Source organism: Arthrobacter flavus (assembly GCF_039526005.1).
Taxonomy (GTDB): Bacteria; Actinomycetota; Actinomycetes; order Actinomycetales; family Micrococcaceae; genus Arthrobacter_D; species Arthrobacter_D flavus.
In genome coordinates, this window is sequence record NZ_BAAAIJ010000047.1 from 103,476 (window position 1) to 126,478 (window position 23,003).

Below are 23,003 nucleotides of genomic sequence, written 5' to 3' on the forward strand. Positions count from 1 at the left end.
AGCAGTGTTTTGTGAACTCGACCATACGAAACCCTGGTCACAAGGCGGGAAAACCAGCTACGGCAACCTCGCCGCACTGTGCAAACGCCACCACAAACTCAAATCCGAAGGCTACTGGCAGTACCGACAACCCGAACCCGGCACCATCATCGCGATCTCACCCGCCGGCGAAACCTACCTCACCAAACCCGACCCACCACCAACACCAAACGAAGACCCACCACCCTTCTAAAAAACGTAGCCCCTTCCACCTCATCGGGCATCAGACGATCTCCCCGCGGCCAAAAGAAAAGTAGACAGCATACTTCCTAACACCGCGAATGGGTACATTCAATCAGTGTGATGCCTATCACCTTATTAGCCAATGACGCTCGTCTTTGGCATAGTCGGCGGCTGCACTCAGCATATTCCAAGCAAAATATGAGAGGACCTCGTCATGCCCGACCAGACATTCCAAATCATCGCAATGGTGATCTATATGGGCGCCATGCTCGGAATCGGATGGTATGCCTTCAAGAGAACCTCGGACCTCGACGACTACATGCTCGCCGGCCGTGGACTCAAGCCGGGCGTGGCAGCCCTCAGCGCCGGAGCCTCCGATATGTCGGGGTGGCTTCTGCTCGGACTCCCCGGAGCCATCTACGTCTCCGGCCTGATCGAGATCTGGATAGCCATCGGCCTCACCATCGGGGCCTGGCTCAACTGGAAATTCGTTGCACCACGGCTGCGCAGTTACACCGAGGTGTCGAACAACTCGATTACCGTGCCAAGCTTCCTCGAGAACAGGCTGAAAGACTCAACCCGCATGCTGCGGATCGTCTCCGGAATCATCATCCTGGCGTTCTTCACGTTCTATGTCTCCTCCGGCATGGTCGCTGGCGGAGTCTTCTTCGAAAGCTCGTTCAACTCCAACTACACCGTTGGCATGATCATCGTCGCGACCATCACCATCGCCTACACCCTCTTTGGCGGCTTCATGGGCGCCACCTTCACTGATGTTGCCCAGGGCCTACTGATGCTTGTGGCACTCATCATCGTTCCCATTATCGGATTGGTTCAGGTCGGCGGCTTCGGTGGCCTGACTGAGTCCATTCGCGAGGTTGACCCGTCGTTCCTGAACATCGTCGCTGGCGGTTCAACGGTAGCCATTATCTCCGCAGCCTCGTGGGGCCTGGGCTACTTCGGCCAGCCGCACATCATCGTTCGCTTCATGGCGATGCGCACCCCCCAGGATGCAGTAGCCGGACGCCGGATCGGCGTCAGCTGGATGCTCCTGACCGTTGTTGGCGCTATCTCCACCGCACTGGTTGGCATCGCCTACTTCCAGCAGAACCCTGATCTGTCGCTTACTGACCCCGAAGCCGTGTTCCTCGACCTGTCACAGGCCTTCTTCCACCCCTTCGTCGCCGGTATCATCCTTGCGGCGGTCCTCGCAGCGGTGATGAGCACCATCTCCTCCCAGCTCGTGGTCTGCTCATCGGCCCTCGTTGAAGACCTCTACAACATGGTCTCCAAACGCACCCTGACCAACAAGCAGGGCGTTGTCCTTGGCCGTCTCGGCGTCTTGGTCGTCGCGATTGTCGCTATCGTTCTGGCCTCGGGGCGCAACGAATCGATCCTCTCGCTGGTCGCGTTCGCCTGGGCTGGCTTCGGCGCTGCCTTCGGTCCCACCGTCCTGCTGGCCCTGTACTGGAAGAAGCTCACGATGCCCGGCGCCCTCGCCGGTATGGTTTCCGGTGCCGTCGTCGTCTTCACCTGGGGCAACTCGGCCCTGGCCGACACCATGTATGAGATTGTCCCCGGCTTCTTCCTGAATCTGATCGTCGCCATCGTGGTCAGCAAGCTCACCTGGAAGTCCAACCCCGAGATCGAAGCAGAATTCGACCTCGCCGTAAAGGGCACCCGCTCGTTCAAACGGATCGCTGCCGAAAAGGCCGCCGACGACAGGATCACCACCGCCTAGGCTCGCAGAACCACAACCGCACGTACGACGACGGCGGCGCCTCCCTGCGTGGGAGGCGCCGCCGTCGTCGTACGTTGAAAGGACCGTGAGGCAGAACAACTACCGCAGCGTCTGGCCGGCCATCCGCTCGAGACGCTGGACGCGATCGTCCATTGGTGGGTGGCTGGCGAACATCTTCTGCACGCCACCGCCCTTGAAAGGGTTAGCGATCATCAGGTGCGAGGTGTTGACCAACTGCTGGCTCTGCGGCAGGGGGGCCTGTTGAGTGCCACGCTCCAGCTTCCGCAGCGCCGAGGCCAGGGCAAGTGGGTCCCCGGTGAGCTTGGCGCCATCTTCGTCGGCGTCGTACTCACGGGTCCGGCCAATGGCTGTTCGCACCAGCGCAGCGGCAAACGGCGCCAGGATCGCGAGAAGGATCCCAGCGATGGGGTTTCCGCCGGAGTTCCGGTTGCCGCCCATCATGCCGGTGAACGCGAACATCTGAGCCACCGAGGTGATCACACCAGCCACCGCGGCGGCCATCGAGCTAAGCAAGATGTCGCGGTTGTACACGTGCATCAGCTCATGGCCGAGGACACCGCGCAGTTCACGCTCATTCAGCAGGTTCAGGATGCCCTGGGTGCAGCACACCGCCGAGTTTTCGGGGTTACGGCCGGTAGCGAAGGCATTGGGCGCCATGGTGGGCGAAACGTACAGGCGCGGCATTGGCTTGTTTGCTTTGGTGCTGAGCTCGCGCACAATGCGGTACATGGCCGGGGCCTGCTGCTCGGTCACCGGCATTGCCTTCATCGCCCGGATGGCCAGCTTGTCGCTGTTCCAGTAGCTGTACGCCACCGAGCCCACGCCGATCAGCGCGAAAATCCAGATGAAGGCTGAGCTGCCCGTGGCACCGGCAATAACAGCACCAAAAACCAGGAAGATACCCATAAGGGCACCAAACAGCATTACCGTCTTGGCACCGTTGAAATGATTATGCACTGAAACTGCCAACTCCTTGAGTATCGGTCATTCACCGAGTACAACGCACAAAAATACCGTGCTGTTCCAAATACCGTGCTGTTCCGGCCCGCTATGGTTCGGGGTTACGTGAATCGTACTGCGCAAAGCGGGGTTGGCGCTTCATCAAAATGATGACCAGCACAATACAGAGCAGCCCACCAAAGACAGCTGTCCAGCCTTCCCCGAGCCATTCGGCGTTGCCACCGGCCACCATGTCGCCCAGCCGGGGACCGCCGGCAACGACGACGATGAATACGCCCTGCAGCCGGCCCCTCATCGCATCGGGGGTAGCCGATTGCAGGATGGTGCTGCGGAAAACGCCACTGACGGAATCGGAGATCCCGGCGAAGACAAGGCAGATCGCCGCCGGGATGATCCACGGGGACAGGGTATCGGGCGCAGCGGCCTGGGAATTGCCCGCCATCACCACGACCAGCCCGAAGGCACTCACCGAGGCTCCCCATCCAATTACCGACCACATCACTGCAAGTCCCTGCCGGTGAATGTGGCCCAACGGCCCAGAGAACAGCCCTGCAAGAACAGCTCCAACGGCGACAGAGGCCAACAGGATCCCAACTGTGAGCTCGCCACCGCCGATAAGTACCGCCCCGATCGCTGGCAGCAGCGCCCGCGGCTGGGCCATCACCATGGCTGCGAGGTCAATCAGGAACGTCATCCGGATATTGGGCCGCGTCCCCAGGTACCTGAATCCTTCAAGTACCGTCGCGAGGCCAGCCTTCCGGACCTTACCCTCCGGCGGCATCGGTGGCAGCTTGAACAGCGCCCACAGCGCTGCAGTGAAGGTGACGACGTCAACCGTATAGGTCCAGCCGTATCCCACCTGGGCAACCAGCAACCCGGCGAACAGTGGACCCACTGTCATCGCCAACCCGAAGGTGATCATGCTGAGCGCGTTGGCTGCCGGCAGCAGTTCGGGACGGACCAGTCGCGGAATGATGGCTGTCCGGGTGGGCTGGTTGATCCCTGCGGCGCCCGAGTGGACTGCCACCAGGGCGTAGAGCAGCCACACGTTTTCTATGCCCGCCCAGGCCTGCGCGGCAATCGCCATGGTGCTGCCCCACAGGAAGAATCCGGACACCAGGGCGACTTTGCGCCGGTCATGCGCGTCAGCAATCGCACCACCGTAGAGTCCAGCAACCACGAGGGGAACCAGGGCGAACAATCCCAGCAGGCCAACGCTCAGGCTGGACTCGGTCAGGTTGTAGACCTGCAGGCTCACCGCCACCAGGGTCAGCTGCGTGCCAACAGCTGACAGGGCCATCCCGAAGAAGAGACGACGGAACGCCGGGCTCTCTTTAAGAGGGGTGATGTCGGCTAAAAGTTTGGGCACTTATGAAGTGTAACGGGGAAGTGGTTTCCTCCAGCAACCAATGATCCTGGACGGTGGCCACCGGCTGAACAACCACTGCGTGCCTCTCGGGTAAGGATCGGAGCGCTGGGCCCGAACGAGCTATCTGCCCGGACGGGAGTCGTGGTCGGCGATCGCCTGGTCGACGACGTCGAGCAACCGCTTGTCGCCGATGATCCTGAAGTGACCCATGGTGGGCAGTTGGATATTCTCGGCTCCTGGCAGCTCACTGCCCCGCGGGATGTGGGGGTCGAAGCTGCTGTAGATGGAGGTGATCCGCGCGTTTGCCCCACTATTGGCCAGCTGGGTGCGAAGAAACTTGTTCCTCGGCGAGAACGCCCTGATGCTCGGAAGGATGAAGAAGTTCGCGTAGATGGAACCCGAAAACGGGGCGTTGATGGCGATCAGTTGCCTCACGCGGTCTCCGCTGTCGGGCTGCGTCATCACGTATTTTCCGATCAGTCCGCCCTTGCTGTGCGCCACGAGCACAACATCGCTAAGGTCATGGGCCGCCAGGTATTCAGCAACGAACTTTCCCATGGACTGAACGGTGCCCCGGTTGTACCCGAGCTGCTGGACCACATGGACCGGGTGGCCAGCCGACGCCAGATGAGCCGCGACCGGGCGCATGAACTGCCAGGTCTCATAGATGCCGGGGATGAGAAGCACCGGCGGACCGGCGTCACGTTCGGGGGTCAGGTACTGGGATGGGTCGTCCCGAAAGAGGAACCCGTGCACCTGCCAGTACCCAACGTAGACGTAGTCCAGCACCCACGACCAGCCTCGTTTAGCGAGTGACACGTGATGTCTCGCCAAGGCAGAATCGGGCGGTGGGTTCGGGCGAGCGATACATCATCACGTGCGGCTCCCCTTGGATTTCCCCGGTTGTCACCACCTGACCAGTAGCTGCCAACCGAGCCAGCCAGTCGCTGGGGACAATCGGGTCGCGGCTTCCCCGCACCAGAATGACGGGACAGGTGATGTCCGGCAGCGCCTCCTCCAACCGGTGTTCCAGCATGGACGGCAGGGTCTTCAAATACCACCTCATCCCGGCCCGGAAATAATCGGAAATCACAATGTAGTTAGCCACCGGCGACTCCCTCAGGGTGTCCTGTGCCAGACGCATCATCTGTGTGGCGACAGTGCGCTCCCGATCGTTGATGGTTGGTGCGAGCAGCACCAGCCGGCCCACCAGCTCGGGGGCAGCACGCACCGCTTCGGCAGCAACCTGGGAGCCCATCGAGTGTCCGACGACGACGGCGTCGCGCACTCCGAGGATCCGCATCACAGCAGCGGCAATACCGCCAAACTCCTTGACCGTAAGCCGGCGACGCGGCGCGGGCATGGCCCCGAACCCGGGGAGCTCGATGGCGTGCACGGTGCAGGTCCGGGCCAGGCGTTCGGCCACCGGCTCGAAATAGCGCGCGGAGACCCCGATCCCATGAATCAAAACCACCTCGCGGTCGCCAGCTCCGACGGTCCTGACGGAACAGGAAACCCCGTCCACCACGACGGTTTGGGAGTGCTCCCAGATGGATCGGCTCATGAACACCCCTCTCAGTGATCTCCTAACGGTACCCAACGCCCGGCCACCCCACCGCCATCGGCGCGCCTATTATGAGTTTCTCAGAATAGATGGTTGACTGAGGCGATGACGGAGATGGCAACACGACAGGAAGTCGCTGAGGCGCAGTGGGCTACCACCCTGCGTGCCAACGGCCGCCGGGTAACCCGCCAGCGCCTTGCGGTGCTGGCCGCCGTCGACCTGTCCCCCCATGCCACCACCGAGGACATCACCGCCAGCGTCCGCGTTGAGTTACCTGACATCACTGTGCAATCCGTCTATGTAGTGTTGGCTGATTTGACCGGGCTAGGTTTGCTGCGTCGGATCGAGACCCCCCACTCTCCCGCCCGGTACGAGACCCGTGTCGACGACAACCATCACCATGCCGTCTGCACCGGCTGCGGCCGCATCGAGGACGTCGATTGCGCCGTCGGCCATGCGCCCTGCCTGACCCCGCAGTGGCCGGAAGGCGCCAGCCCGATGACCATCCAAATTGCCGATGTCGTCTATCAGGGCCTCTGCACCGACTGCCGCTAGTTCGGCCCACCCCAGACCACCCCAAAGTCACTAACCGCACCAACAAAGGAGCCTTATGTCTTCGAACTTCAGCACTACCCAATCCGGAGCACCAGTCATCGATGACGCCAACTCGTCCAGCCTGGGACGCGACGGCGCCATCCCCCTGACCGATCACTACCTGATCGAGAAGCTTGCGCAGTTCAACCGCGAGCGTGTCCCCGAGCGTGTGGTCCATGCCAAGGGCGGCGGCGCGTTCGGTACCTTCGAGGTCACCTCAGACGTCAGCGAATACACCAAGGCATCCCTGTTCCAGCCAGGCGCGGTCACCGAGACGCTGCTGCGTTTCTCTTCGGTTGCCGGCGAGCAGGGTTCACCCGACACCTGGCGCGACCCCCGCGGCTTCGCCCTGAAGTTCTACACCGACGAGGGCAACTACGACCTGGTCGGCAACAACACCCCCGTCTTCTTTATTCGCGACGGCATCAAGTTCCCCGACTTCATCCACTCACAGAAGCGCCTGCCGGGAACCAACCTGCGCGACGCCGACATGCAGTGGGACTTCTGGACTCTCAGCCCCGAGTCAGCACACCAGGTGACCTGGCTGATGGGCGATCGCGGTCTGCCCAACTCGTGGCGCACCATGAACGGCTACGGATCGCACACCTTCATGTGGATCAACGAAGCCGGTGTGAAGTCCTGGGTCAAGTACCATTTCAAGTCCAACCAGGGCCACGAGGTACTGACCGGGGACCAGGCCGAGGCGCTTGCCGGGTCGGACGCCGATCACCACCTGCGCGACCTGTCCGAGAACATCGCCGCCGGCAACTTCCCCAGCTGGGACCTCAAGGTCCAGATCATGCCGTACGACGACGCCAAGGACTACCGCTTCAACCCGTTCGACCTCACCAAGGTCTGGCCTCAGGGCGACTACCCGCTGATCCCCGTCGGCAAGCTGACCCTGAACCGCAACCCGGAAAACTACTTCGCGCAGATCGAGCAGGCCGCCTTTGCGCCGTCGAACTTCGTCCCCGGCATCGCGGCCAGCCCTGACCGGATGCTGCAGGCACGGATCTTCTCCTACGCCGACGCACACCGCTACCGCGTGGGCACCAACCACGCACAGCTGCCCGTCAACGCGCCGAAGAACGAGGTCCGCAACTACTCGAAGGACGGAGCGGCACGGTACGACTTCAACTCGGCGTCTACTCCGGTCTACGCTCCGAACTCGGTGGGTGGCCCAGCCGCTGATCCGGCACAGTACGGCCCTCACGGTGGCTGGGAGAACGACGGCGATCTGGTACGCGCCGCCCACTCCCTCCACGCTGAGGACGACGACTTCGGCCAGGCAGGCACCCTGTACCGGGAGGTGTTCTCCGACGGCGAGCGGGCCCGCTTCCTCGACACCATCACCGGTGCCGTGGGCGGCGTGACCATCGATGCCATCCGGGAACGGGCCATCCAGTACTGGACCAACGTCGACGTCGAACTCGGCGCCAAGCTCCGTGCGGCCCTCGGCGCAGACGCTTCCGGTGGCAACACCCAGGCAGAAGCAGCCAATAAGGTCTAACTCTTAGCTTGACCGATTGCTAGCCCACAGGGCAACGAGAAAGGCGGGCCCCGTGGGGCCCGCCTTTCTCGTTGCCCTGCTTGTTGGTGCCTGACGCAGGTGCACTGTGGATCTGGTCAGACCCGCCGCTGTTCCGGCTCGGTCACCTGGTCGAGGTAATCGAAGAAGTAGTCGAGCATCAGCAGCAGGGCACCTTCAGCTGCTTGCCGGTCGCGGTTCACCACGAAGTCATACTGCAGGCCGTAAATCCCCGACAGCTGCATCCGGGCCGTCGCGTCCACCCGGTCGGCCGGCATGCCCTGGAACAATAGCCAGTCCCTGATGAACCCATGCCAGTAGTCATACTTCGCCACTGCGCTCTCACGCGGTGAATCGCTGACCGCGTCGTGGAGGGATGCCTCGAACTCGAGCCGCTGCAGTTGCCTGTTGCGCTCAATCTGAGTCCACCGCCACGTGGCCAGAGACCACTCCCGGAAGTCCTCACGGCTGAGGTCTTCCGGGCGGGGCAGCTTCACCGAATCATGACGACGTTCAATATGGGTGACAATCTGGTTGACCAGCTCCTCGCGATTGCCGAAGTGGTAGACCAGCACGTAACTGCTGATACCAAGGCCATCCGCCAGAGTACGAAAGCTGAGCCCTGCGAACGTCTTATCCAGCAAGTAGTCAAGGATCTGGTCAAGCAGTTCCTTCTTGCGCTCTGGGTTGGGTGGTCGTGCCATGTCTTGAATAGTACGTCGGCTTACATCCCAGCGAGCACCGGCGCACCCGGCCGCGACACCTTACCCCTTGACTGTTACCTGATCGACATCATCAGAAGCGGCAGTCGTCGTCGCCGGCACTGACTGGGCCAGCTTGGCGCCCTCTACATCCACATCCGGCAAGATACGATCCAGCCACTTCGGTAGCCACCACGCGTGCTTTCCGAGCAGGTACATAGCGGCTGGTACCAGGGTCATCCTGACCACAAAAGCGTCAATCAGCACCCCGAAGGCCAGGCCAAACCCGATCGGCCGGACCATGGTCAAGTGGGAAAACACGAATCCGGCGAAGACTGCGACCATAATGATGGCTGCAGCGGTCACCACCCGTGCACCGTGGCTAAAGCCCACCCGGACGGCGCTCTTGGCACTGCCCCCGTGGACCCAGGCCTCACGCATCCCCGAGACCAGGAACATCTGGTAATCCATTGCCAATCCGAACAGGACGCCAATCAGGATGATCGGCAGGAAGCTGAGGATCGGCCCCGGGTTGGTCACCCCGAAAATGTCACCGAACCAGCCCCACTGGTAGATCGCCACGGTGGCACCAAAGCTAGCCAGCAGCGAGAGCAGGAAACCTGCTGTGGCGATCAAGGGAACCAGGATTGATCTGAACACGAGGAGCAGCAGCACCAGCGACAGCCCGACGACGATCCCCAGGTAGAGGGGCATTGCCTCCATCAGCTTCTCTGAGACGTCGATGTTGGCTGCCGTCTGACCGGTTACCGAGATGAGGACGCCGGTGTCCGATTCAATGACCGGCGCTGAGTCGCGGAGCTCTCGGACCAGTTCTTCGGTGCTCTCGCTGGCGGGTCCCTCGGTGGGGATCACCTGGAAAATGCCGGTCCGCCCGTCGTCGCTGACGCCAGCCGGAACGGCTGCGGCGGTGTTGTCGACGGCGGCCAGCCGGTCGGCAACCTCAAGCTGGAGTTCGCTCAGTTCAGCGTCAGAGTCAGTCGCGGGCAGGTTGGCCACCACCAGCAGCGGACCGTTGGTCCCTTCGCCGAAATACTCCCCGGCCAGCTCGTAGGCCTGGAATGCCGTCGAGTCCGCTGGCTCCGAGCCGCCGTCGGGCAGGCCCACCCGAAGCTCAAGGGCCGGGAGTGCGATAACTGCAAGGGCTGCCACACCCGCGACGAGGGTGAGGATCGGTTTGCGGGTGGCAAAGCCACCCCAGCCACGCCCGCTGGCAGCCAGCTTGTCGGCCTCAAGCTGCAACTGCTCATGGGAGGAGTTGAGGTCGGACTCTGCCTCGGCTTTGGCCCACCGGCGGCGGGAGATCACCTTCCGACCCATGAACCCGAGTAACGCCGGGGTCAGGGTAAGCGCCACGAGGACCGCGACAGCAACCGTCCCCGCAGCTGACATCCCGAGCAGTGTCAGGAACGGCAACCCGGGTACGGCGAGGGCTGCGAGGGCAATAATCACGGTGATGCCCGCAAACAGGACGGCGTTTCCGGCGGTACCGGTGGCCCGACCAATCGATTCCTGCAGGTCCATGCCGCGGAGCAATTGGGTCCGGTGCCGGTTCACGATGAACAGGGAGTAGTCGATGCCGACAGCGAGTCCGAGCATCAAAGCGAGCACGGGGGTAATGGAGCTCATTGAGATGACGCCGGTCAGTGCAAAGGTCACACCCACCCCGACCCCGACGCCGACGATGGCCATCAGCAGCGGCAACCCGGCGGCAACCAGGGTGCCGAGCATGACAATCAGCACGATGACAGCGACCAGCAGCCCGACAATCTCTGCGATCCCGAAGATTTCGGAAATGTCCTGGACAATTTCCTTGCTGTAGTTGACCTCAACGCCCACTTCGGCGGCAGCGTCGGCTGCAACCTGGACCGCTTCGCGGGTTTCTGGGGTGACGGCGTCGATCTGGGAGTCGAACTGGACGCTGGCTACCGCTGCGGAGCCGTCATCGGACACGAACTTGATTCCGGCGGACGCCTCAAGGGTTCGCTCGGCGAGGTCGATCTCTGCGAGGCCCTCATCAAGCTGACCCCGACCTTCTTCAATCTCGGCAAGTGACGCATCGAGCTGGGCCTGGCCCTCCTCCAGCTGAGCCTCGATAGCCCCAGCCTGCTCGGGCGGGAGCAGGTCCCGGCTCTGTTCAAACTCGGCGCGCTGGGCATCCAGATCCGCCTGACCGGCTGCTGCCTGGACTGCGCCGGCTTCCAGCTCGGTGGTGGCCTGCTCAATTTCAGCGCGGCCCTCGTCGATGCCGGCCTGGCCTTCCTCGAGCTGCCGGGAGATGTCGAAGGGGTTAATGACTGATTCGACGCCCTCCACCTGTTCAAGGTCAGCGAGTGCGTCCTCGACGGCGGCCTGCTGTTCATCGGTCATTGCAGCATCCGGGGCCGTGAACACAATGGTCCCCATGCCGCCAATGGCTTCCGGCATGGTGTCCCTCAGCTCATCCAGGACACGCTGCGACTCAGTGCCGGGAATGGTGAAGTTGTTGCTCAACGTGCCCGAGAAAGCGGCCGCTGAACCTCCCACGGCCAGCAGAATGGCAAGCCACGCGGAAACAATCCACCAGCGCCGTCGTGATGCAAACTTGCCTAAGCGGTACAGCAGGTGTGCCATGAAGTGTTCCTCGGTTCGTTCGGTTGTTGGAAGCAATAAAGGTGGCGGGACCGGTCGGTGGTGATCGGCGTGACGGTTGCGGGCGGTTTAGCTGGGGTTGCTGAATCCGTCGCGCAACATCGAGAGAGCCCCGACGATCTGGTCTTCCAGATCGCTCGCTGAAGCGGCGAAGGGTTCGTCTACTGCGGCGGCCCACACCTGCATGGCGGCCTTGACGCAGGAGAGCACAGCACCAACGAGAGCAAGCAGGTAAAGGGGATCGAGGTTGCCGCCCAACCGTTCGTTGACGGCTTGGCGGATCCGGGTTTCGGCTCGCTCCCAGGCATGCAGCTGACTGCGCATCAGCTCGGGGCTTTCCTCGGCCATCCGGAAGAGCTCCCCGCAGACGCTGAGGTTCTCGGTCTTGGCGATGGCCGCGAGCGCAGCGATCATCGCCTCGAAGAGGGGTTCATCGGCTGGCCTTGCCATGAATTCGGCGGCAGCGAGTTCGAGAAAGGCGTCAGTAGAGGTGGTGAGCGCTTCTTCGGCGCCGTGGAAGTAGTTGAAGAAAGTGCGGCGTGACACCCCTGCGTCGGCAGCTACCTGGTCTGCTGTGAAGTTGCCTATCCCATGGCTGCGCGCGAGGTTGAGCGCGGATTCGGCGATGGCTCGCCGGGTGTCGAGCTTATTCTGCTCGCGCCGGCTTGGCGCTGCTGAGGGTGCGGGTGCTCCGCTCGCAGTCTGGGTTTCCGGCGTTTCCGGTGCTCCCGGCACGAAGACGGCGCTCATCACGTCAGTCGAATTCTTCACATTCTTACACTAAGTGCACATTTGCATCCCGTGCAACAGGTTTGACCGTGTGCCTACTCACATCTACTCCGAGCCATCGCGGACTCAGGTCCGAGGCTTGGTAATCACGACCTCAGGGGTGGGCACGGGTAGGTTGTATGGCTTTGCCGAGATGATGGATACGGAGATTATCCGCCCACTGGGTGCCACATAGGAGGCCAGGTCACCTGGCTTCAACCCGAGGATAGCCAGCCCAAGAGGGCTGTGCTCGCTGAAGACCTGGATGTCCCCGTCGCCAAAAATCTCCCGGCTCCCCATCAGGAACGTTTCGGGAAGTGAGTCAATGCACGCCTCTATGACCATTCCGGGCTCGATAATTCCGTCGTCCTCGGGCGAGTGGAAGCGCACGCTCTTCAGAACACCCATCAGTTGGCGGATCCGCGCCTCGCCGGCGACCTGGTCCGAGGGCTCCTGCTGGGAACCACGTGCTTCCATCAACCCATTGAGTTCCGCATGCAGGCGCGCGTGAGCCTCGGGCGTGAGCCAGGTGACAGCGGCGGTTGACTGAAGCATTTCTCTCCTCTAACTCAGATGACTGCCCCCAAAAGAGACGATCAATAAAAAGCATATGTTGGTAGTGACTCTGATCGTAGCCCTTTTCCTGCTTTTGGCAATTTATGAAACTCCATGCAGAACAACGATTTTCAGCGACTGGCATTAAATATTTAAGTGGGTATGGTCTTGGTATCGGAAGAAAAAGGTGGTGATCACATTGTCAGGAAAATCCCCGCGGAACGTGGGTGCCAAAAAACAGGGCAAATCGATGCTCGAGAAACGAGCCGCCAAAAAGGCTAAGGCTGAGCTCAGCGACTCGCTGTTCGCCAAGCCGCGCAAGAATCGCCGCTAGCTTCGAGGACGTGATCCTTGATCCTTCGGATGGCTGGATGCGGGCGTTCTTCCCGCACCCAGCCATCCGCGGCTTTTTCCTGTTCCCGACCCGCCTTTTAGGTCCAAGGAGAATCAATTCCCAGAATCAAGAAACAACCTTCTGTTTTTTCCCGTCGTTCCGGATCTAATTCGCTTTGGGTGGCCGCCGTCGGGAATGTCAACGGCAGGACAGCCCTCCCTCGCGAATTTGTGCGGAGTCGCGAATTTGTTGCGGGCGACGTCGTCAGCTCCTAAAAACCTGCAAACGCGGCAGATAACCACGAATGCAGCCAATATATGTGCTGCGCTTGCAGTTTTCTGCCGCGTTCGCTGCGACCCAAGTGTTCGCCGGAGCTAGAACATCAGCCGGGATCGGATCAGAAACCGGACTCCTTCTGGAGCTTCGACGGAGAATCCGCTCCCCCGCCCGGGAACCACATCGACCGTGAGATGCGTGTGCCGCCAGTACTCGAACTGTTCGCGGGACATCCAGAACTCGATCAACTGGGCCGGTTCACCTTCGCCACCGACATTCAGGACTCCGAGCAGCACATCGGCTTCCGCAGTGATGAAATCACCCGCTGGAAAACACATGGGCGAGGACCCATCGCAGCAGCCACCCGATTGGTGAAACATCAGGGGTCCATGAAGATCCCACAGCTTCCTCAACAGCGCCACCGCCGACTCCGTGAGCGCTACCCGGGAGAAATCCTCCCCCGGAAGCTCAATGCTGGCTTCGACTGTCATCATTGCTCCTTTGGGAATCACCGCTCTCTAGAAGAAGCCCAGCCTGTCCTCGCTGTAGCTGACCAACAGGTTCTTGGTCTGCTGGTAGTGATCTAGCATCATCGTGTGGTTTTCACGGCCAATGCCTGAGGACTTGTAGCCACCGAACGCAGCCCCGGCAGGGTAGGCGTGGTAGTTGTTCACCCAGACCCGGCCGGCCTGGATCTCACGGCCAGCGCGGTAGGCGACGTTCCCATTGCGGGACCAGACACCAGCGCCGAGCCCGTAGAGGGTGTCGTTGGCGATCTGCATTGCTTCGGCGTAGTCGCTAAAGCGGGTGACCGACACTACAGGTCCAAAGATCTCTTCCTGGAATACCCGCATGGAGTTGGTGCCCTCGAAGATGGTCGGCTTGACATAGAAGCCCTCTGAAAGGTCTCCGTCCAGGGTGATCCGTTCACCACCGATGAGGACCTTCGCTCCTTCCTGCCTGCCGATGTCGAAGTAGGACAGGACCTTTTCCAGCTGGTCATTGGATGCCTGGGCGCCGACCTGGGTGTCCGTGTCCAGCGGATTGCCCTGCACCATTTTCTCGGTCCGCGCGATGGCGTCGGCCATAAAGGAGTCGTACATCGAGTCCTGGATCAGTGCCCGGGAAGGACAGGTGCACACCTCGCCCTGGTTGAATGCGAAGAGCGCGAATCCTTCAAGCGCCTTGTCGTAGAACGCGTCGTTCTTGTCGGCAACATCGCCGAAGAAGATGTTGGGGCTTTTCCCACCGAGTTCCAAGGTGACCGGGATGAGGTTTTGGCTCGCGTACTGGCTGATCAACCGGCCGGTGGTCGTTTCACCGGTAAAGGCGATTTTCCGGATCCGCTTCGACGACGCGAGTGGCTTCCCAGCCTCCACGCCGAAACCGTTCACCACGTTCAGCACTCCTGGGGGCAGGATATCGCTGAGCAGCTCCATGAGAACCAGGATCGACGTCGGTGTCTGCTCGGCTGGTTTGAGGACGACGGCATTGCCAGCGGCCAGCGCGGGGGCAAGTTTCCAGGTGGCCATCAGGATCGGGAAGTTCCAGGGGATGATCTGCCCCACCACGCCCAGTGGCTCGTGGAAGTGGTAGGCGGTCATGTTGTCGTCCAGCTGGGACAGGCGCCCTTCCTGTGCGCGGACAGCGCTGGCAAAATAGCGGAAGTGATCCGCTGCGAGTGGGAGGTCGGCGGCGAGCACTTCCCGGATGGGCTTGCCGTTGTCCCAGGTTTCGGCGACCGCCAGCATTTCCAGATTCTCTTCGATCCGGTCTGCTACCCGGTTAAGGATCGCCGCACGCTCAGCCACCGACGTTTTCCCCCACGCGGGGGCAGCCTTGTGGGCGGCGTCGAGGGCCAGCTCGATGTCTTCGGCGGTGCCCCGCGCAACCTCACAGAAGGCCTTACCGTTGACGGGAGAGATATTTTCGAAGTACTGCCCCTTGCTGGGGGCCACCCATTCACCGCCAATCCAGTTTTCGTAACGTGGCTTGAACGTGATTTTGGATCCATCCTGGCCGGGCTGGGCGTAAACAGTCATTGTTTAACTCCTTGGGTTCGAATCAGGACGTCGTCGTCCTCATTTCGAAGTGTAAGTACGCATCAGTTGCACGAAGGTTGCACACTGTCCCGGCAGAGGCCCGTCGACCGGGTCCGTCAGGAAAGTCTGAATTCTGCCTCGAGCCGTTCAACGTGCGCGACGACGGATGCCCGCCTCGGCGACCGTGGCGGGAGGACCTTCAGCGCGGCAGTCCACGCTTCGGCGTCGTCGGCGGCCTCGGGCAGCTGTAGATACTGCAGGACGGCGTCGACGGCGCCGTCGTTCAGGACGGCTTCTCGGAGCAGGAAGCTGACTTCGGTGCGGAGGCGAACGATCGAGGGAGCCTCCGAGCGCGGCAGGACGGGACCCCGGTACATGTTCAGCGCCATCCGGTGGGCACCTCGCCGCAGGTAATCCAGCACCTGCGACGCGTCGACCGACAGTTCGCGGGGTAGCCGGTACGGCCGGGAGCGAGGAACCAGCGACGGGAGTTGGTGGGAGAGCACACGCCGCAACCGCAACATTTCGGCCCGCACTGTGGTGACCGAGACATGTTCCGGATAGGCCATGGCCGCGAGCTGTTCGGCGCTCAGCCCGGCCGGATGCAGGGCGAGCAGGGTGATGAGTTCCGCATGTCGTGCACTGAGTTCCACCGATTGACGCCCCAGATGGACAACCCCGTGATCCTGTCCCAGGATGTGCAGGCCCTCCCGGTCGGCGGAGTAGGTTTTAGCTGGGGCGAGTTTCCGCGCAGGTTGCTGGTCTTGCAGCCGGTGCAGGCTCAGATGCGCCTCAGCGGCAGCGACAGTCGCTTCCACCAGTGACAGCGTGTGTACTGCCACGGCGTCGTCGGTACCGGTAATGTCCACAACGCCGAGCACCATCCCCGAATCAGGGTCGTGGACGGGGACCGCTGTGCAACTCCAACGGTGAGCCTGGGGACTGAAATGCTCCGCGCCGGCAATCTGGACGCTCCTCCCGAGGGCCAGTGCCGTGCCGGGGGCGCTGGTTCCGACGGCACCCTCTGACCAGTCCGACCCCGCGACGAACATCATTCCCTCAGCACGACGGCGTAGATCCCGATCACCCTCGACCCAAAGCAGCCGACCATTTGCGTCGCCGACCGCCACCAGCAATCCGCTGTCCAGGCTGGGTTGGACCAGCAGCTTCCGGATAATCGGCAGGACCGCTGCGAGGGGGTGGCCCCTGCGGTACGCGTCAAGCTCTTCGTCGCTGTAAAACAAGGGAGCCTGGACGGCGTCCGGATCGGGGAAGTTTTTCAGCGAACGCAGCCAGGATTCCCCCACCAGTGTGCGTACGCCCGACGGTGGGGCGCTGCCAAGCCGCTCGTGTGCACGGTGGGCGCACTGCTGCAGGGATCTCGACGTGAGTCCCCCCAGAATCGGCAGTTGCTGCTGCGTCATCGACACCCCGCTTCTGGTCTCCCCGCCGGTGGGGTGGCATCAGTCTAGTGCCGTCGGCGCCCATCTGTCGCGGGTGTTGTCGAGGATTTTCCGGCAGGAACGGTCAGCAGGTCCTCGCGGTCCTCCCCACCGCATCCGAGAACTCCGTCACCGTCCTCGGATTCCGGCTGAGGCGTTGCTCGTCGGCGAACCTACTTGTCGCGTGAGATGGCAATCATCTCGTCCCGGGGAACCACCTTCACACGTTCTCTGACGAGCTCCGCGTTGGCGCCGCCGTCGTACACATAGTTGGCACCCAGCTTCAGTTCATGGGCGTCGAGCTTGAGCCAGCCCTCCCAGGTGGTGTAGCGAATCCCCCGCTCGACGAGGAGGTCAATGATGGCCTGCTCGGATGGGTCCTGGGCCGGGGGGAGATTCAGGCGGTCCTCAAGGAGGAACCCGATCGTCTCCAACGCATCGCCCTTGGTGTGGCCGATCAGGCCCACAGGTCCGCGCTTGATCCAGCCGGTGGCGTAGATGCCGGGTACCGGGTTTCCTGCCTGGTCGATGACCCGGCCGCCCTCGTTGGGAATGACACCGCGCTGACTGTCGAATCCAACTTCAGGAAGTTCGGACCCGAAATAGCCAATCGCACGGTAGACGGCCTGCACAGGGTAGTCGATGAACTCACCGGTGCCGCGGACTGTGCCTTCCCCGGTGAGCTCGGTGCGTTCGAACCTCATGTTGGCCACCTTGCCGGGGGTTTCCGGTGAATCGGTGATCTCGACAGGCGAGTGCAGGAAGTGCAGGTGCAACCGACGGGAGGCTCCTGTTGGTTCGTCGTCGACGAGCCAGTTGGTGAGGGTTTTCACCATGGTTTTGGTCTGATTGTTGCTGGCGATCTGCTGTTCGGAGGCGGCGTCGAAGTCGAAATCCTCCGGGTAGAGCACAATGTCCACATCCCGGGAGTGGGACAGTTCGCGCAGCTCCAGCGGAGTGAACTTCACCTGCGCCGGGCCACGGCGGCCGAACACGTGCACGTCGGTGACGGGTGAGGCCTTCAGCCCCGCGTACACGTTGTCAGGAATTTCGGTGGTCAGCAGATCGTCGGCGTGTTTGGAGAGCACACGTGCAACGTCCAGAGCAACGTTGCCGTTGCCGATCACCGCTATCTCCGTTGCGTTCAGTGGCCAGTCGCGAGGCACATCGGGGTGACCGTCGTACCAGGAGACGAACTCGGCGCCACCAAAGGACCCGTCAAGGTCCACCCCTGGGATGTCCAGATCCGCGTCCCTGATCGCGCCCGTCGAGAAAATGACCGCATCATAGAATTTGCGGAAGTCGGAGAGCGTGAGGTCCCGGCCGTAGTTAATGTTTCCCAGGAACCGAATATCGCCACGATCCAACACCTTGTGCAGCGCGTTGACGATGCCTTTGATACGCGGGTGATCCGGCGCCACGCCATAGCGGATCAGGCCATAGGGGGCGGGGTGCTGATCGAAGAGGTCAATGCTGACCGCGAAGTCACCGCCCTGAACTTCCTGGGACTTCGTCAGAATGTCGGCAGCGTAGACCCCTGCCGGACCGGCACCGATGATCGCTACCCGCAGCGGACGCCCCGCAGCTGAGGTGGACACTGATTGGCCTTCTTCCCTAGTGGATCAACCGTAACGCACACTTAGCGCACAGTTTCCTATTCTAAATGCAGTGGCTGATGCAGTCTAAACCGGTGATGCCTATCTCCATCGACCGGCGTCGCGCGGCGGGGAATCAGGCTGACAGTGCAAGGACGTGGAATAAAAGCGGGGACAGCGGCGTTTGAGCCGACGTGACCCCCACAGATAACACCAGCCCGCGTCAGCCCCGAAGCGAAAACTCGACGGGCATCCTCTACGGAATCGGCGCTTACGGTTTGTGGGGTCTCCTCCCGCTGTACTTCATGATCCTGCTGCCCGCGACGGCAATCGAGATTGTCGCCAACCGCGTGCTCTGGTCTTTGGTGTTCTGCGCGCTGCTGCTAACTGTGATGAGGTCCTGGCGGACCGTGTGGTCCGCCGCGTCGAACCCCCGGATCCTTGGCACTCTGGCGATCGCGGCGCTGTTGATCGCTGTGAACTGGTTTGTGTATACCTACGGGGTCACCAACGGTCACGCGATCGAAGCGGCCCTCGGCTACTTCATCAACCCGATCGTGTCGGTGTTGCTCGGCGTGATCGTGTTGCGGGAGAAGCTTCGCCGGTTGCAATGGGCGGCGGTCGGTGTCGGCATTATTGCTGTGGTGGTGCTGGCGATCGGTTACGGAAACGTGCCATGGATTGCTTTGACCCTCGCCTTCTCCTTTGGGTTCTACGGGTTCGTCAAGAAGCGGGTGGGTTCCCGGGTCGGAGCACTATCCAGCCTGAGCATCGAAACTGCAGTTCTCACTCCGATCGCGGGTGCCGTCATGATCTGGCTGACGGTGTCGGGATCCGCGACGGTGCTCACCGAGGGCCCCGCGCACTTCTGGATCATGGCCGCGGCGGGCATCATTACGGCAGTCCCTCTGCTCTTCTTCGGTGCCGCAGCCCGGAGGCTGCCACTGACCACGATCGGGCTCCTCCAGTACCTCGCGCCAGTGCTGCAATTCCTGTTGGCGCTGTTCGTTTTTCAGGAAGAGATGCCGCTGGAGCGTTGGATCGGTTTCGGGCTGGTCTGGATCGCCTTGTCGATGCTGACCGTCGACATGCTGCACACCGTGCGAAAGAACTCCCGACCGCGCCGCTCCCGTGATGCGACGCCGGTCGGGGAGACCGCCGCGGTTTAGCCCGATGGGGCCCAGGAGCCCTTAAGCTGCCGGGAGGTTCCAGTCCCGCGGCACGACGATCATTGGCACAGGCAACGCCCGGAGCATCTTGTTGGCTGTCGATCCCAAAAAGAGTTGACTGCGCTTCGCCAGCCGGCTCGATCCGACGAAGACAATTTCTCCGGGGTCCCATTCGATGTCGTCGATTGCCTGCTCAATGGTGCGACCATGGGCAACCGTGATCGTGGTTTCGTGGCCTTCGGGAAGCTGCGCACCGGCCCGAGCCAGTACCGAGTTGGCATGCCGGTGTGCGAGGTTGATGGCCTCACCGGAGTCCGACTGCTCGCTGACGTCCAGCGCCACCAACGAGATCAGGCGCAGCGGCATCCCGCGGCGCGCGGCGGAGTCGACCGCTACATCCAGCACAGCCTCGGCACCCGCACGGGTGCCGACGGCGCAGGTGAGCCTGGTCATCTTGTCACGGTGCCGGTACCCGCGGGGAGCCAACCCGACCGGGACTGGCGATGAGTGCAGGACCGCATTCGCTACGCTGCCCACAGTGAATCGGCGGAGCAGGCCGTTGCCGGAGGCCCCAATGACGATTAGCCCCGCATCGAGGTCATGGGCGACCTCAAGGAGTCCCTCGGCGAATGAGTCGGCGAGTTTGACGTGCGGGACCACTTCGACGCCGCCCGGAATCCCCTCGATCGCTTCCTGCAGGGCGGCAAGCGCCCGGTTGGTCCCGGCGCCCACACTGCCGTCCTGGGGACGATCGAGCACGGTCACCAGATCGATGCTGGCTCCCTGCGTCCGGGCCAGCGAGGTGGCCAGCGCCAGCGCGTCACGGCCACGATCATTGTTTGTAAAGCCAACTACATAACGCATACGGCGTGCCTTCCGGATCGGATTCTGACCGGCGCCCGGGGTTACCGCCGCAGATCTGCTCAGGCAACCTTATCGTGGACGGCGGGCACTGAAGTGCCCGCCGTCACACGGCACGGAGGGTTACTGCACCACGTCGGCTGAAGCGCTCCCCTGCTTCAGGGTTTCACCGCGGAAAAAGCCAGGATTGACCCGGTACATGATGAACATCAGGACCGCCCCGAGGAGGATGACCCCGGTTCCGAGAATGAATACCAGCCCCACCCCTCCGACGGACGAACCGGAACCGTAGTCCGGGTCCATCGAATCGGTGGCTGTCTTCACGAACATGACCAGCAAGATGACGCCGCCGACCAGCGGCGCAAGGAACTTCAGGCCGAAGTTGCGGGCACTGCTGAACGCGACTGCCCTGAAATACCAGACGCAGGCCATCGCCGTGATCCCGTAGTAGAAGCAGATCATCATGCCGAGCGCCGTGATCGTGTCATACAGGGCGTTTTCCGAGACCACCCTGGTGACCACGTAGAAGCCGGAGGCAGCGACCGCTGCGGCGACCGTGGCGTAGCTGGGCGACTTGTAAGTGGGGCTGATCCTGCCGTAATTCGCTGGCAGTGCCCGGTAGTGCCCCATCGACAGCAGGGTGCGGGCAGGCGACACGAAGGTGGATTGCAGGGATGCGGCGGAACTGCTGAGAACTGTCAGGGACATCAGGATGGCGAAGGGGCCCATCACGGGTCCGGCAAGGACCGCGAAAATGCTTCCCTGGTTGTCTACATTTCCGGCCCCCAGTTCACCCTCACCGACGCCCGCGTAGGTCAGGGTTGCCAACGCAACGGTCAGGTAGATCACCACGATGACCAAGACGGTGAGAGTCGCCGCCCGGCCTGGAGTACGCTCGGGGTCCTTGGTTTCCTCGTTCATGGTCAGAGTAACGTCCCAGCCCCAGTAGACGAAGATCGAGAGGGACACACCAGCGGCGAAAGCCGAGAAGGATTCCACCGCAAACGGGTTGAACCAGTCGGGGCTAATGGCCGTCGCATCGAAGGCTGTTCCATTGGCAACATGAGCAAAGGCGGCGATGGCGAACCAGCCCAGGACCAGCAGTTGGAAGCCAACCAGCACGTACTGCACGGCTTTGGTGGTTTCCATGCCGCGATAGGAAACCCAACAGGCCAACGCGACGAACACCAGGGTGGTGGCGATGTTCAACGGCAGGTTGAGCGTCAGATCAGCCAGCGAGTCGTTTCCGGTCAGCTGGGCGAGCATCAGGTAGAAGAAGTCAACAGCAACAGCTGCCAGGTTCGACAGAACGATCACTGTCGCGGCGATCAGACCCCAACCACCCATCCAGCCGATCCACGGCCCAAAAGCCCGGGTGGCCCAGGTAAAGGAGGTGCCGGCGTCGGGCATTGAATTGTTCAGTTCGCGGTACCCGAGAGCCACCAACAGCATCGGGATGAACCCGACGAGGAAGATGGCGGGCAACTGCACCCCCACCTCCGCAACGGTGGGACCGAGCGCCGCGGTCAGGGTGTACGCGGGAGCGATGCAGGAAACACCGATGACCACGGCGCCCAACAAACCGACCGACCCGGAGCTGAGACCTTTCTGGCTGAGTCCGGTGGAGGGGTCTTTCGTTGGCATGGTGCTCACTGCTTCACCTCGGTGGATTGAACGTCCTTGCCGTCACCGGCATCGGACCGCTTGGTTACAGACCGCTCCGGCTGGTGCGGCTGGTCCTCGACAGCTGAGTAACTTCGCGGCACCACAACCATGGGCACCGTCAAGGCTCGAAGAATCTTGTTGGCAGTGACGCCAAGGAACAGTCTGCTGTGCTGCGCCAGACGGCTGGAACCGACCAGAAGGACCTCGCCCTCGTCCCACGCCAGAGCTCCGATCGCTTCCTCGACGGTGGCTCCTTGCGCCACTTCCACACTGACCTGTCCGCCGGCGGCGAGTGACGACGCAGCCTCGGCCAGACGCGTGTTGGCGTGCTGATGCGCGGATTCCACTGCGGCGGCGTTTGCTCCACCGTCGGTCCCCGTTGCCGGGTCAAGCGCCACGAGCGAGACCAGTCTGAGTGGGAGTCGACGTCGGGTGGCTGATTCGACGGCCACCGCGATCACCGCATCCGCCCCTTCCCTGGTCCCCACCGCACAGGTGAGCCGGGTAATTGGATCGAGGCGACGATAGCCCTGGGGCGCCAAGGCCACGGGTACCGGTGAGGCATGGAGGAGTGTTCCGGCGACGCTACCGACGTTGAACCTTTTTCGCAGGCCTCGTGAGCTTGCACCGATGATGATCAGCGAAGCGCCCGAGTCAACCGCCGCGTCGATGAGCCCCCCCGCCTGCGAATCTGCGCTGATGACGTGAGCACGGGCGGTTACGTCATCGGGGATCAGGGCGAGGCCTTCAGCCAGCCATTCCTGCAGCTGGGCCGAGAGGATGCTCTCGAATCCCTTTTCGGGTGGATAGACCGCATTGAAGGGGGAATGCTCCGGCATCACCATCACCAATTGAAGGTTCGCGTCCTGGCGCCTGGCCAGGGCGACGGCGAGGCTGACGGCGTCGCGCCCGCGTTCATCTGCTGTGTACCCGACGATGTAGTCCAT

General features: G+C 62.2%; 21 protein-coding genes. 6 read left to right on the plus strand and 15 right to left on the minus strand.

What is annotated here, in order from left to right:
• Together ABD059_RS10540 and putP are read left to right on the plus strand one after the other, a co-directional pair.
• Positions 1 to 232 (plus strand): HNH endonuclease (locus ABD059_RS10540; protein ID WP_343879762.1); only part of this gene is annotated, 232 nt, incomplete at its 5' end.
• A gap of 204 nt (positions 233 to 436) precedes the next feature.
• A complete protein-coding gene (gene putP / locus ABD059_RS10545) occupies positions 437 to 1,963 on the plus strand; it encodes a sodium/proline symporter PutP (RefSeq protein WP_343879764.1) in 1,527 nt (508 codons plus the stop codon).
• Positions 1,964 to 2,062: 99 nt separating this feature from the next.
• On the opposite strand, the gene htpX is transcribed toward putP, so the two are convergent.
• The 4 genes from htpX to ABD059_RS10565 form a co-directional block, all read right to left on the minus strand.
• Positions 2,063 to 2,941 (minus strand): zinc metalloprotease HtpX, encoded by an 879-nt coding sequence (htpX, locus tag ABD059_RS10550; RefSeq protein ID WP_343879766.1) that lies wholly within the window; start codon positions 2,939 to 2,941, stop codon positions 2,063 to 2,065.
• A 91-nt stretch (positions 2,942 to 3,032) separates the two neighbouring features.
• A complete protein-coding gene (locus ABD059_RS10555) occupies positions 3,033 to 4,313 on the minus strand; it encodes an MFS transporter (RefSeq protein ID WP_343879768.1) in 1,281 nt (426 codons plus the stop codon).
• A gap of 120 nt (positions 4,314 to 4,433) precedes the next feature.
• Positions 4,434 to 5,132, minus strand: a complete 699-nt coding sequence (locus ABD059_RS10560) for an esterase/lipase family protein (protein WP_343879770.1) — start codon at positions 5,130 to 5,132, stop codon at positions 4,434 to 4,436.
• Positions 5,119 to 5,877, minus strand: a complete 759-nt coding sequence (locus ABD059_RS10565) for an alpha/beta fold hydrolase (protein WP_343879772.1) — start codon at positions 5,875 to 5,877, stop codon at positions 5,119 to 5,121. The genes ABD059_RS10560 and ABD059_RS10565 overlap by 14 nt, the downstream gene beginning before the upstream one ends.
• A gap of 105 nt (positions 5,878 to 5,982) precedes the next feature.
• Here ABD059_RS10565 and ABD059_RS10570 point away from each other — a divergent pair, with 105 nt between their 5' ends.
• Complete coding sequence (locus tag ABD059_RS10570) at positions 5,983 to 6,432, plus strand: Fur family transcriptional regulator (protein WP_343880546.1); 450 nt, start codon at positions 5,983 to 5,985, stop codon at positions 6,430 to 6,432.
• A gap of 55 nt (positions 6,433 to 6,487) precedes the next feature.
• A complete protein-coding gene (locus ABD059_RS10575) occupies positions 6,488 to 7,981 on the plus strand; it encodes a catalase (protein ID WP_343879774.1) in 1,494 nt (497 codons plus the stop codon).
• A gap of 116 nt (positions 7,982 to 8,097) precedes the next feature.
• Here ABD059_RS10575 and ABD059_RS10580 read toward each other — a convergent pair whose 3' ends face one another.
• The 4 genes from ABD059_RS10580 to ABD059_RS10595 all read right to left on the minus strand — a co-directional run bounded on the left by ABD059_RS10580 (position 8,098) and on the right by ABD059_RS10595 (position 12,672).
• Positions 8,098 to 8,703 carry a TetR/AcrR family transcriptional regulator gene (locus tag ABD059_RS10580; protein WP_343879776.1) on the minus strand — a complete coding sequence of 202 codons (606 nt, stop codon included), beginning with the start codon at positions 8,701 to 8,703 and terminating at the stop codon, positions 8,098 to 8,100.
• Between the two features lie 60 nt (positions 8,704 to 8,763).
• Positions 8,764 to 11,331: an MMPL family transporter gene (locus ABD059_RS10585; protein WP_343879778.1), complete on the minus strand. Its 2,568-nt coding sequence runs from the start codon at positions 11,329 to 11,331 to the stop codon at positions 8,764 to 8,766.
• Positions 11,332 to 11,418: 87 nt separating this feature from the next.
• Positions 11,419 to 12,120: a TetR/AcrR family transcriptional regulator gene (locus tag ABD059_RS10590; protein WP_343879780.1), complete on the minus strand. Its 702-nt coding sequence runs from the start codon at positions 12,118 to 12,120 to the stop codon at positions 11,419 to 11,421.
• An 84-nt stretch (positions 12,121 to 12,204) separates the two neighbouring features.
• Positions 12,205 to 12,672 carry a GreA/GreB family elongation factor gene (locus ABD059_RS10595; protein WP_343879782.1) on the minus strand — a complete coding sequence of 156 codons (468 nt, stop codon included), beginning with the start codon at positions 12,670 to 12,672 and terminating at the stop codon, positions 12,205 to 12,207.
• Between the two features lie 190 nt (positions 12,673 to 12,862).
• Here ABD059_RS10595 and ABD059_RS10600 point away from each other — a divergent pair, with 190 nt between their 5' ends.
• Complete coding sequence (locus ABD059_RS10600; RefSeq protein WP_343879784.1) at positions 12,863 to 13,006, plus strand: hypothetical protein; 144 nt, start codon at positions 12,863 to 12,865, stop codon at positions 13,004 to 13,006.
• A 374-nt stretch (positions 13,007 to 13,380) separates the two neighbouring features.
• Here the strand turns inward: ABD059_RS10600 and ABD059_RS10605 are convergent, their stop codons facing one another.
• The 4 genes from ABD059_RS10605 to ABD059_RS10620 all read right to left on the minus strand — a co-directional run bounded on the left by ABD059_RS10605 (position 13,381) and on the right by ABD059_RS10620 (position 18,364).
• On the minus strand, positions 13,381 to 13,776 hold the full coding sequence (locus ABD059_RS10605; RefSeq protein WP_343879786.1) for a DUF779 domain-containing protein: 396 nt from the start codon (positions 13,774 to 13,776) through the stop codon (positions 13,381 to 13,383).
• A 24-nt stretch (positions 13,777 to 13,800) separates the two neighbouring features.
• Positions 13,801 to 15,324, minus strand: coding sequence for an acetaldehyde dehydrogenase ExaC (exaC, locus tag ABD059_RS10610; RefSeq protein ID WP_343879788.1), 1,524 nt, complete (start codon positions 15,322 to 15,324; stop codon positions 13,801 to 13,803).
• 116 nt (positions 15,325 to 15,440) lie between these two features.
• Complete coding sequence (locus ABD059_RS10615) at positions 15,441 to 16,748, minus strand: GAF domain-containing protein (protein WP_343879790.1); 1,308 nt, start codon at positions 16,746 to 16,748, stop codon at positions 15,441 to 15,443.
• A 191-nt stretch (positions 16,749 to 16,939) separates the two neighbouring features.
• Positions 16,940 to 18,364, minus strand: a complete 1,425-nt coding sequence (locus ABD059_RS10620; protein WP_343879792.1) for an FAD-dependent oxidoreductase — start codon at positions 18,362 to 18,364, stop codon at positions 16,940 to 16,942.
• Between the two features lie 191 nt (positions 18,365 to 18,555).
• Between ABD059_RS10620 and rarD the strand changes: the two genes are divergently transcribed.
• Positions 18,556 to 19,530, plus strand: a complete 975-nt coding sequence (gene rarD, locus ABD059_RS10625) for an EamA family transporter RarD (protein WP_343879794.1) — start codon at positions 18,556 to 18,558, stop codon at positions 19,528 to 19,530.
• Positions 19,531 to 19,551: 21 nt separating this feature from the next.
• On the opposite strand, the gene ABD059_RS10630 is transcribed toward rarD, so the two are convergent.
• From ABD059_RS10630 to ABD059_RS10640, 3 genes are all read right to left on the minus strand, one after another.
• Positions 19,552 to 20,394: a universal stress protein gene (locus ABD059_RS10630; RefSeq protein ID WP_343879796.1), complete on the minus strand. Its 843-nt coding sequence runs from the start codon at positions 20,392 to 20,394 to the stop codon at positions 19,552 to 19,554.
• Between the two features lie 120 nt (positions 20,395 to 20,514).
• Positions 20,515 to 22,035, minus strand: a complete 1,521-nt coding sequence (locus ABD059_RS10635) for an APC family permease (protein ID WP_343880548.1) — start codon at positions 22,033 to 22,035, stop codon at positions 20,515 to 20,517.
• Positions 22,036 to 22,040: 5 nt separating this feature from the next.
• A complete protein-coding gene (locus ABD059_RS10640; protein ID WP_343879798.1) occupies positions 22,041 to 23,003 on the minus strand; it encodes a universal stress protein in 963 nt (320 codons plus the stop codon).

Excerpts from the sequence above, each read along its gene's own strand:
- ABD059_RS10580 (WP_343879776.1), bottom strand. The coding sequence starts at position 8,703 with ATGGCACGACCACCCAACCCAGAGCGCAAGAAGGAACTGCTTGACCAG.
- ABD059_RS10640 (WP_343879798.1), bottom strand. The coding sequence starts at position 23,003 with ATGGACTACATCGTCGGGTACACAGCAGATGAACGCGGGCGCGACGCC.
- ABD059_RS10585 (WP_343879778.1), bottom strand. The coding sequence starts at position 11,331 with ATGGCACACCTGCTGTACCGCTTAGGCAAGTTTGCATCACGACGGCGC.
- ABD059_RS10635 (WP_343880548.1), bottom strand. The coding sequence starts at position 22,035 with ATGCCAACGAAAGACCCCTCCACCGGACTCAGCCAGAAAGGTCTCAGC.
- ABD059_RS10595 (WP_343879782.1), bottom strand. The coding sequence starts at position 12,672 with ATGCTTCAGTCAACCGCCGCTGTCACCTGGCTCACGCCCGAGGCTCAC.
- ABD059_RS10565 (WP_343879772.1), bottom strand. The coding sequence starts at position 5,877 with ATGAGCCGATCCATCTGGGAGCACTCCCAAACCGTCGTGGTGGACGGG.
- ABD059_RS10575 (WP_343879774.1), top strand. The coding sequence starts at position 6,488 with ATGTCTTCGAACTTCAGCACTACCCAATCCGGAGCACCAGTCATCGAT.
- ABD059_RS10570 (WP_343880546.1), top strand. The coding sequence starts at position 5,983 with ATGACGGAGATGGCAACACGACAGGAAGTCGCTGAGGCGCAGTGGGCT.
- ABD059_RS10615 (WP_343879790.1), bottom strand. The coding sequence starts at position 16,748 with ATGACGCAGCAGCAACTGCCGATTCTGGGGGGACTCACGTCGAGATCC.
- exaC (WP_343879788.1), bottom strand. The coding sequence starts at position 15,324 with ATGACTGTTTACGCCCAGCCCGGCCAGGATGGATCCAAAATCACGTTC.
- ABD059_RS10605 (WP_343879786.1), bottom strand. The coding sequence starts at position 13,776 with ATGATGACAGTCGAAGCCAGCATTGAGCTTCCGGGGGAGGATTTCTCC.
- ABD059_RS10630 (WP_343879796.1), bottom strand. The coding sequence starts at position 20,394 with ATGCGTTATGTAGTTGGCTTTACAAACAATGATCGTGGCCGTGACGCG.
- putP (WP_343879764.1), top strand. The coding sequence starts at position 437 with ATGCCCGACCAGACATTCCAAATCATCGCAATGGTGATCTATATGGGC.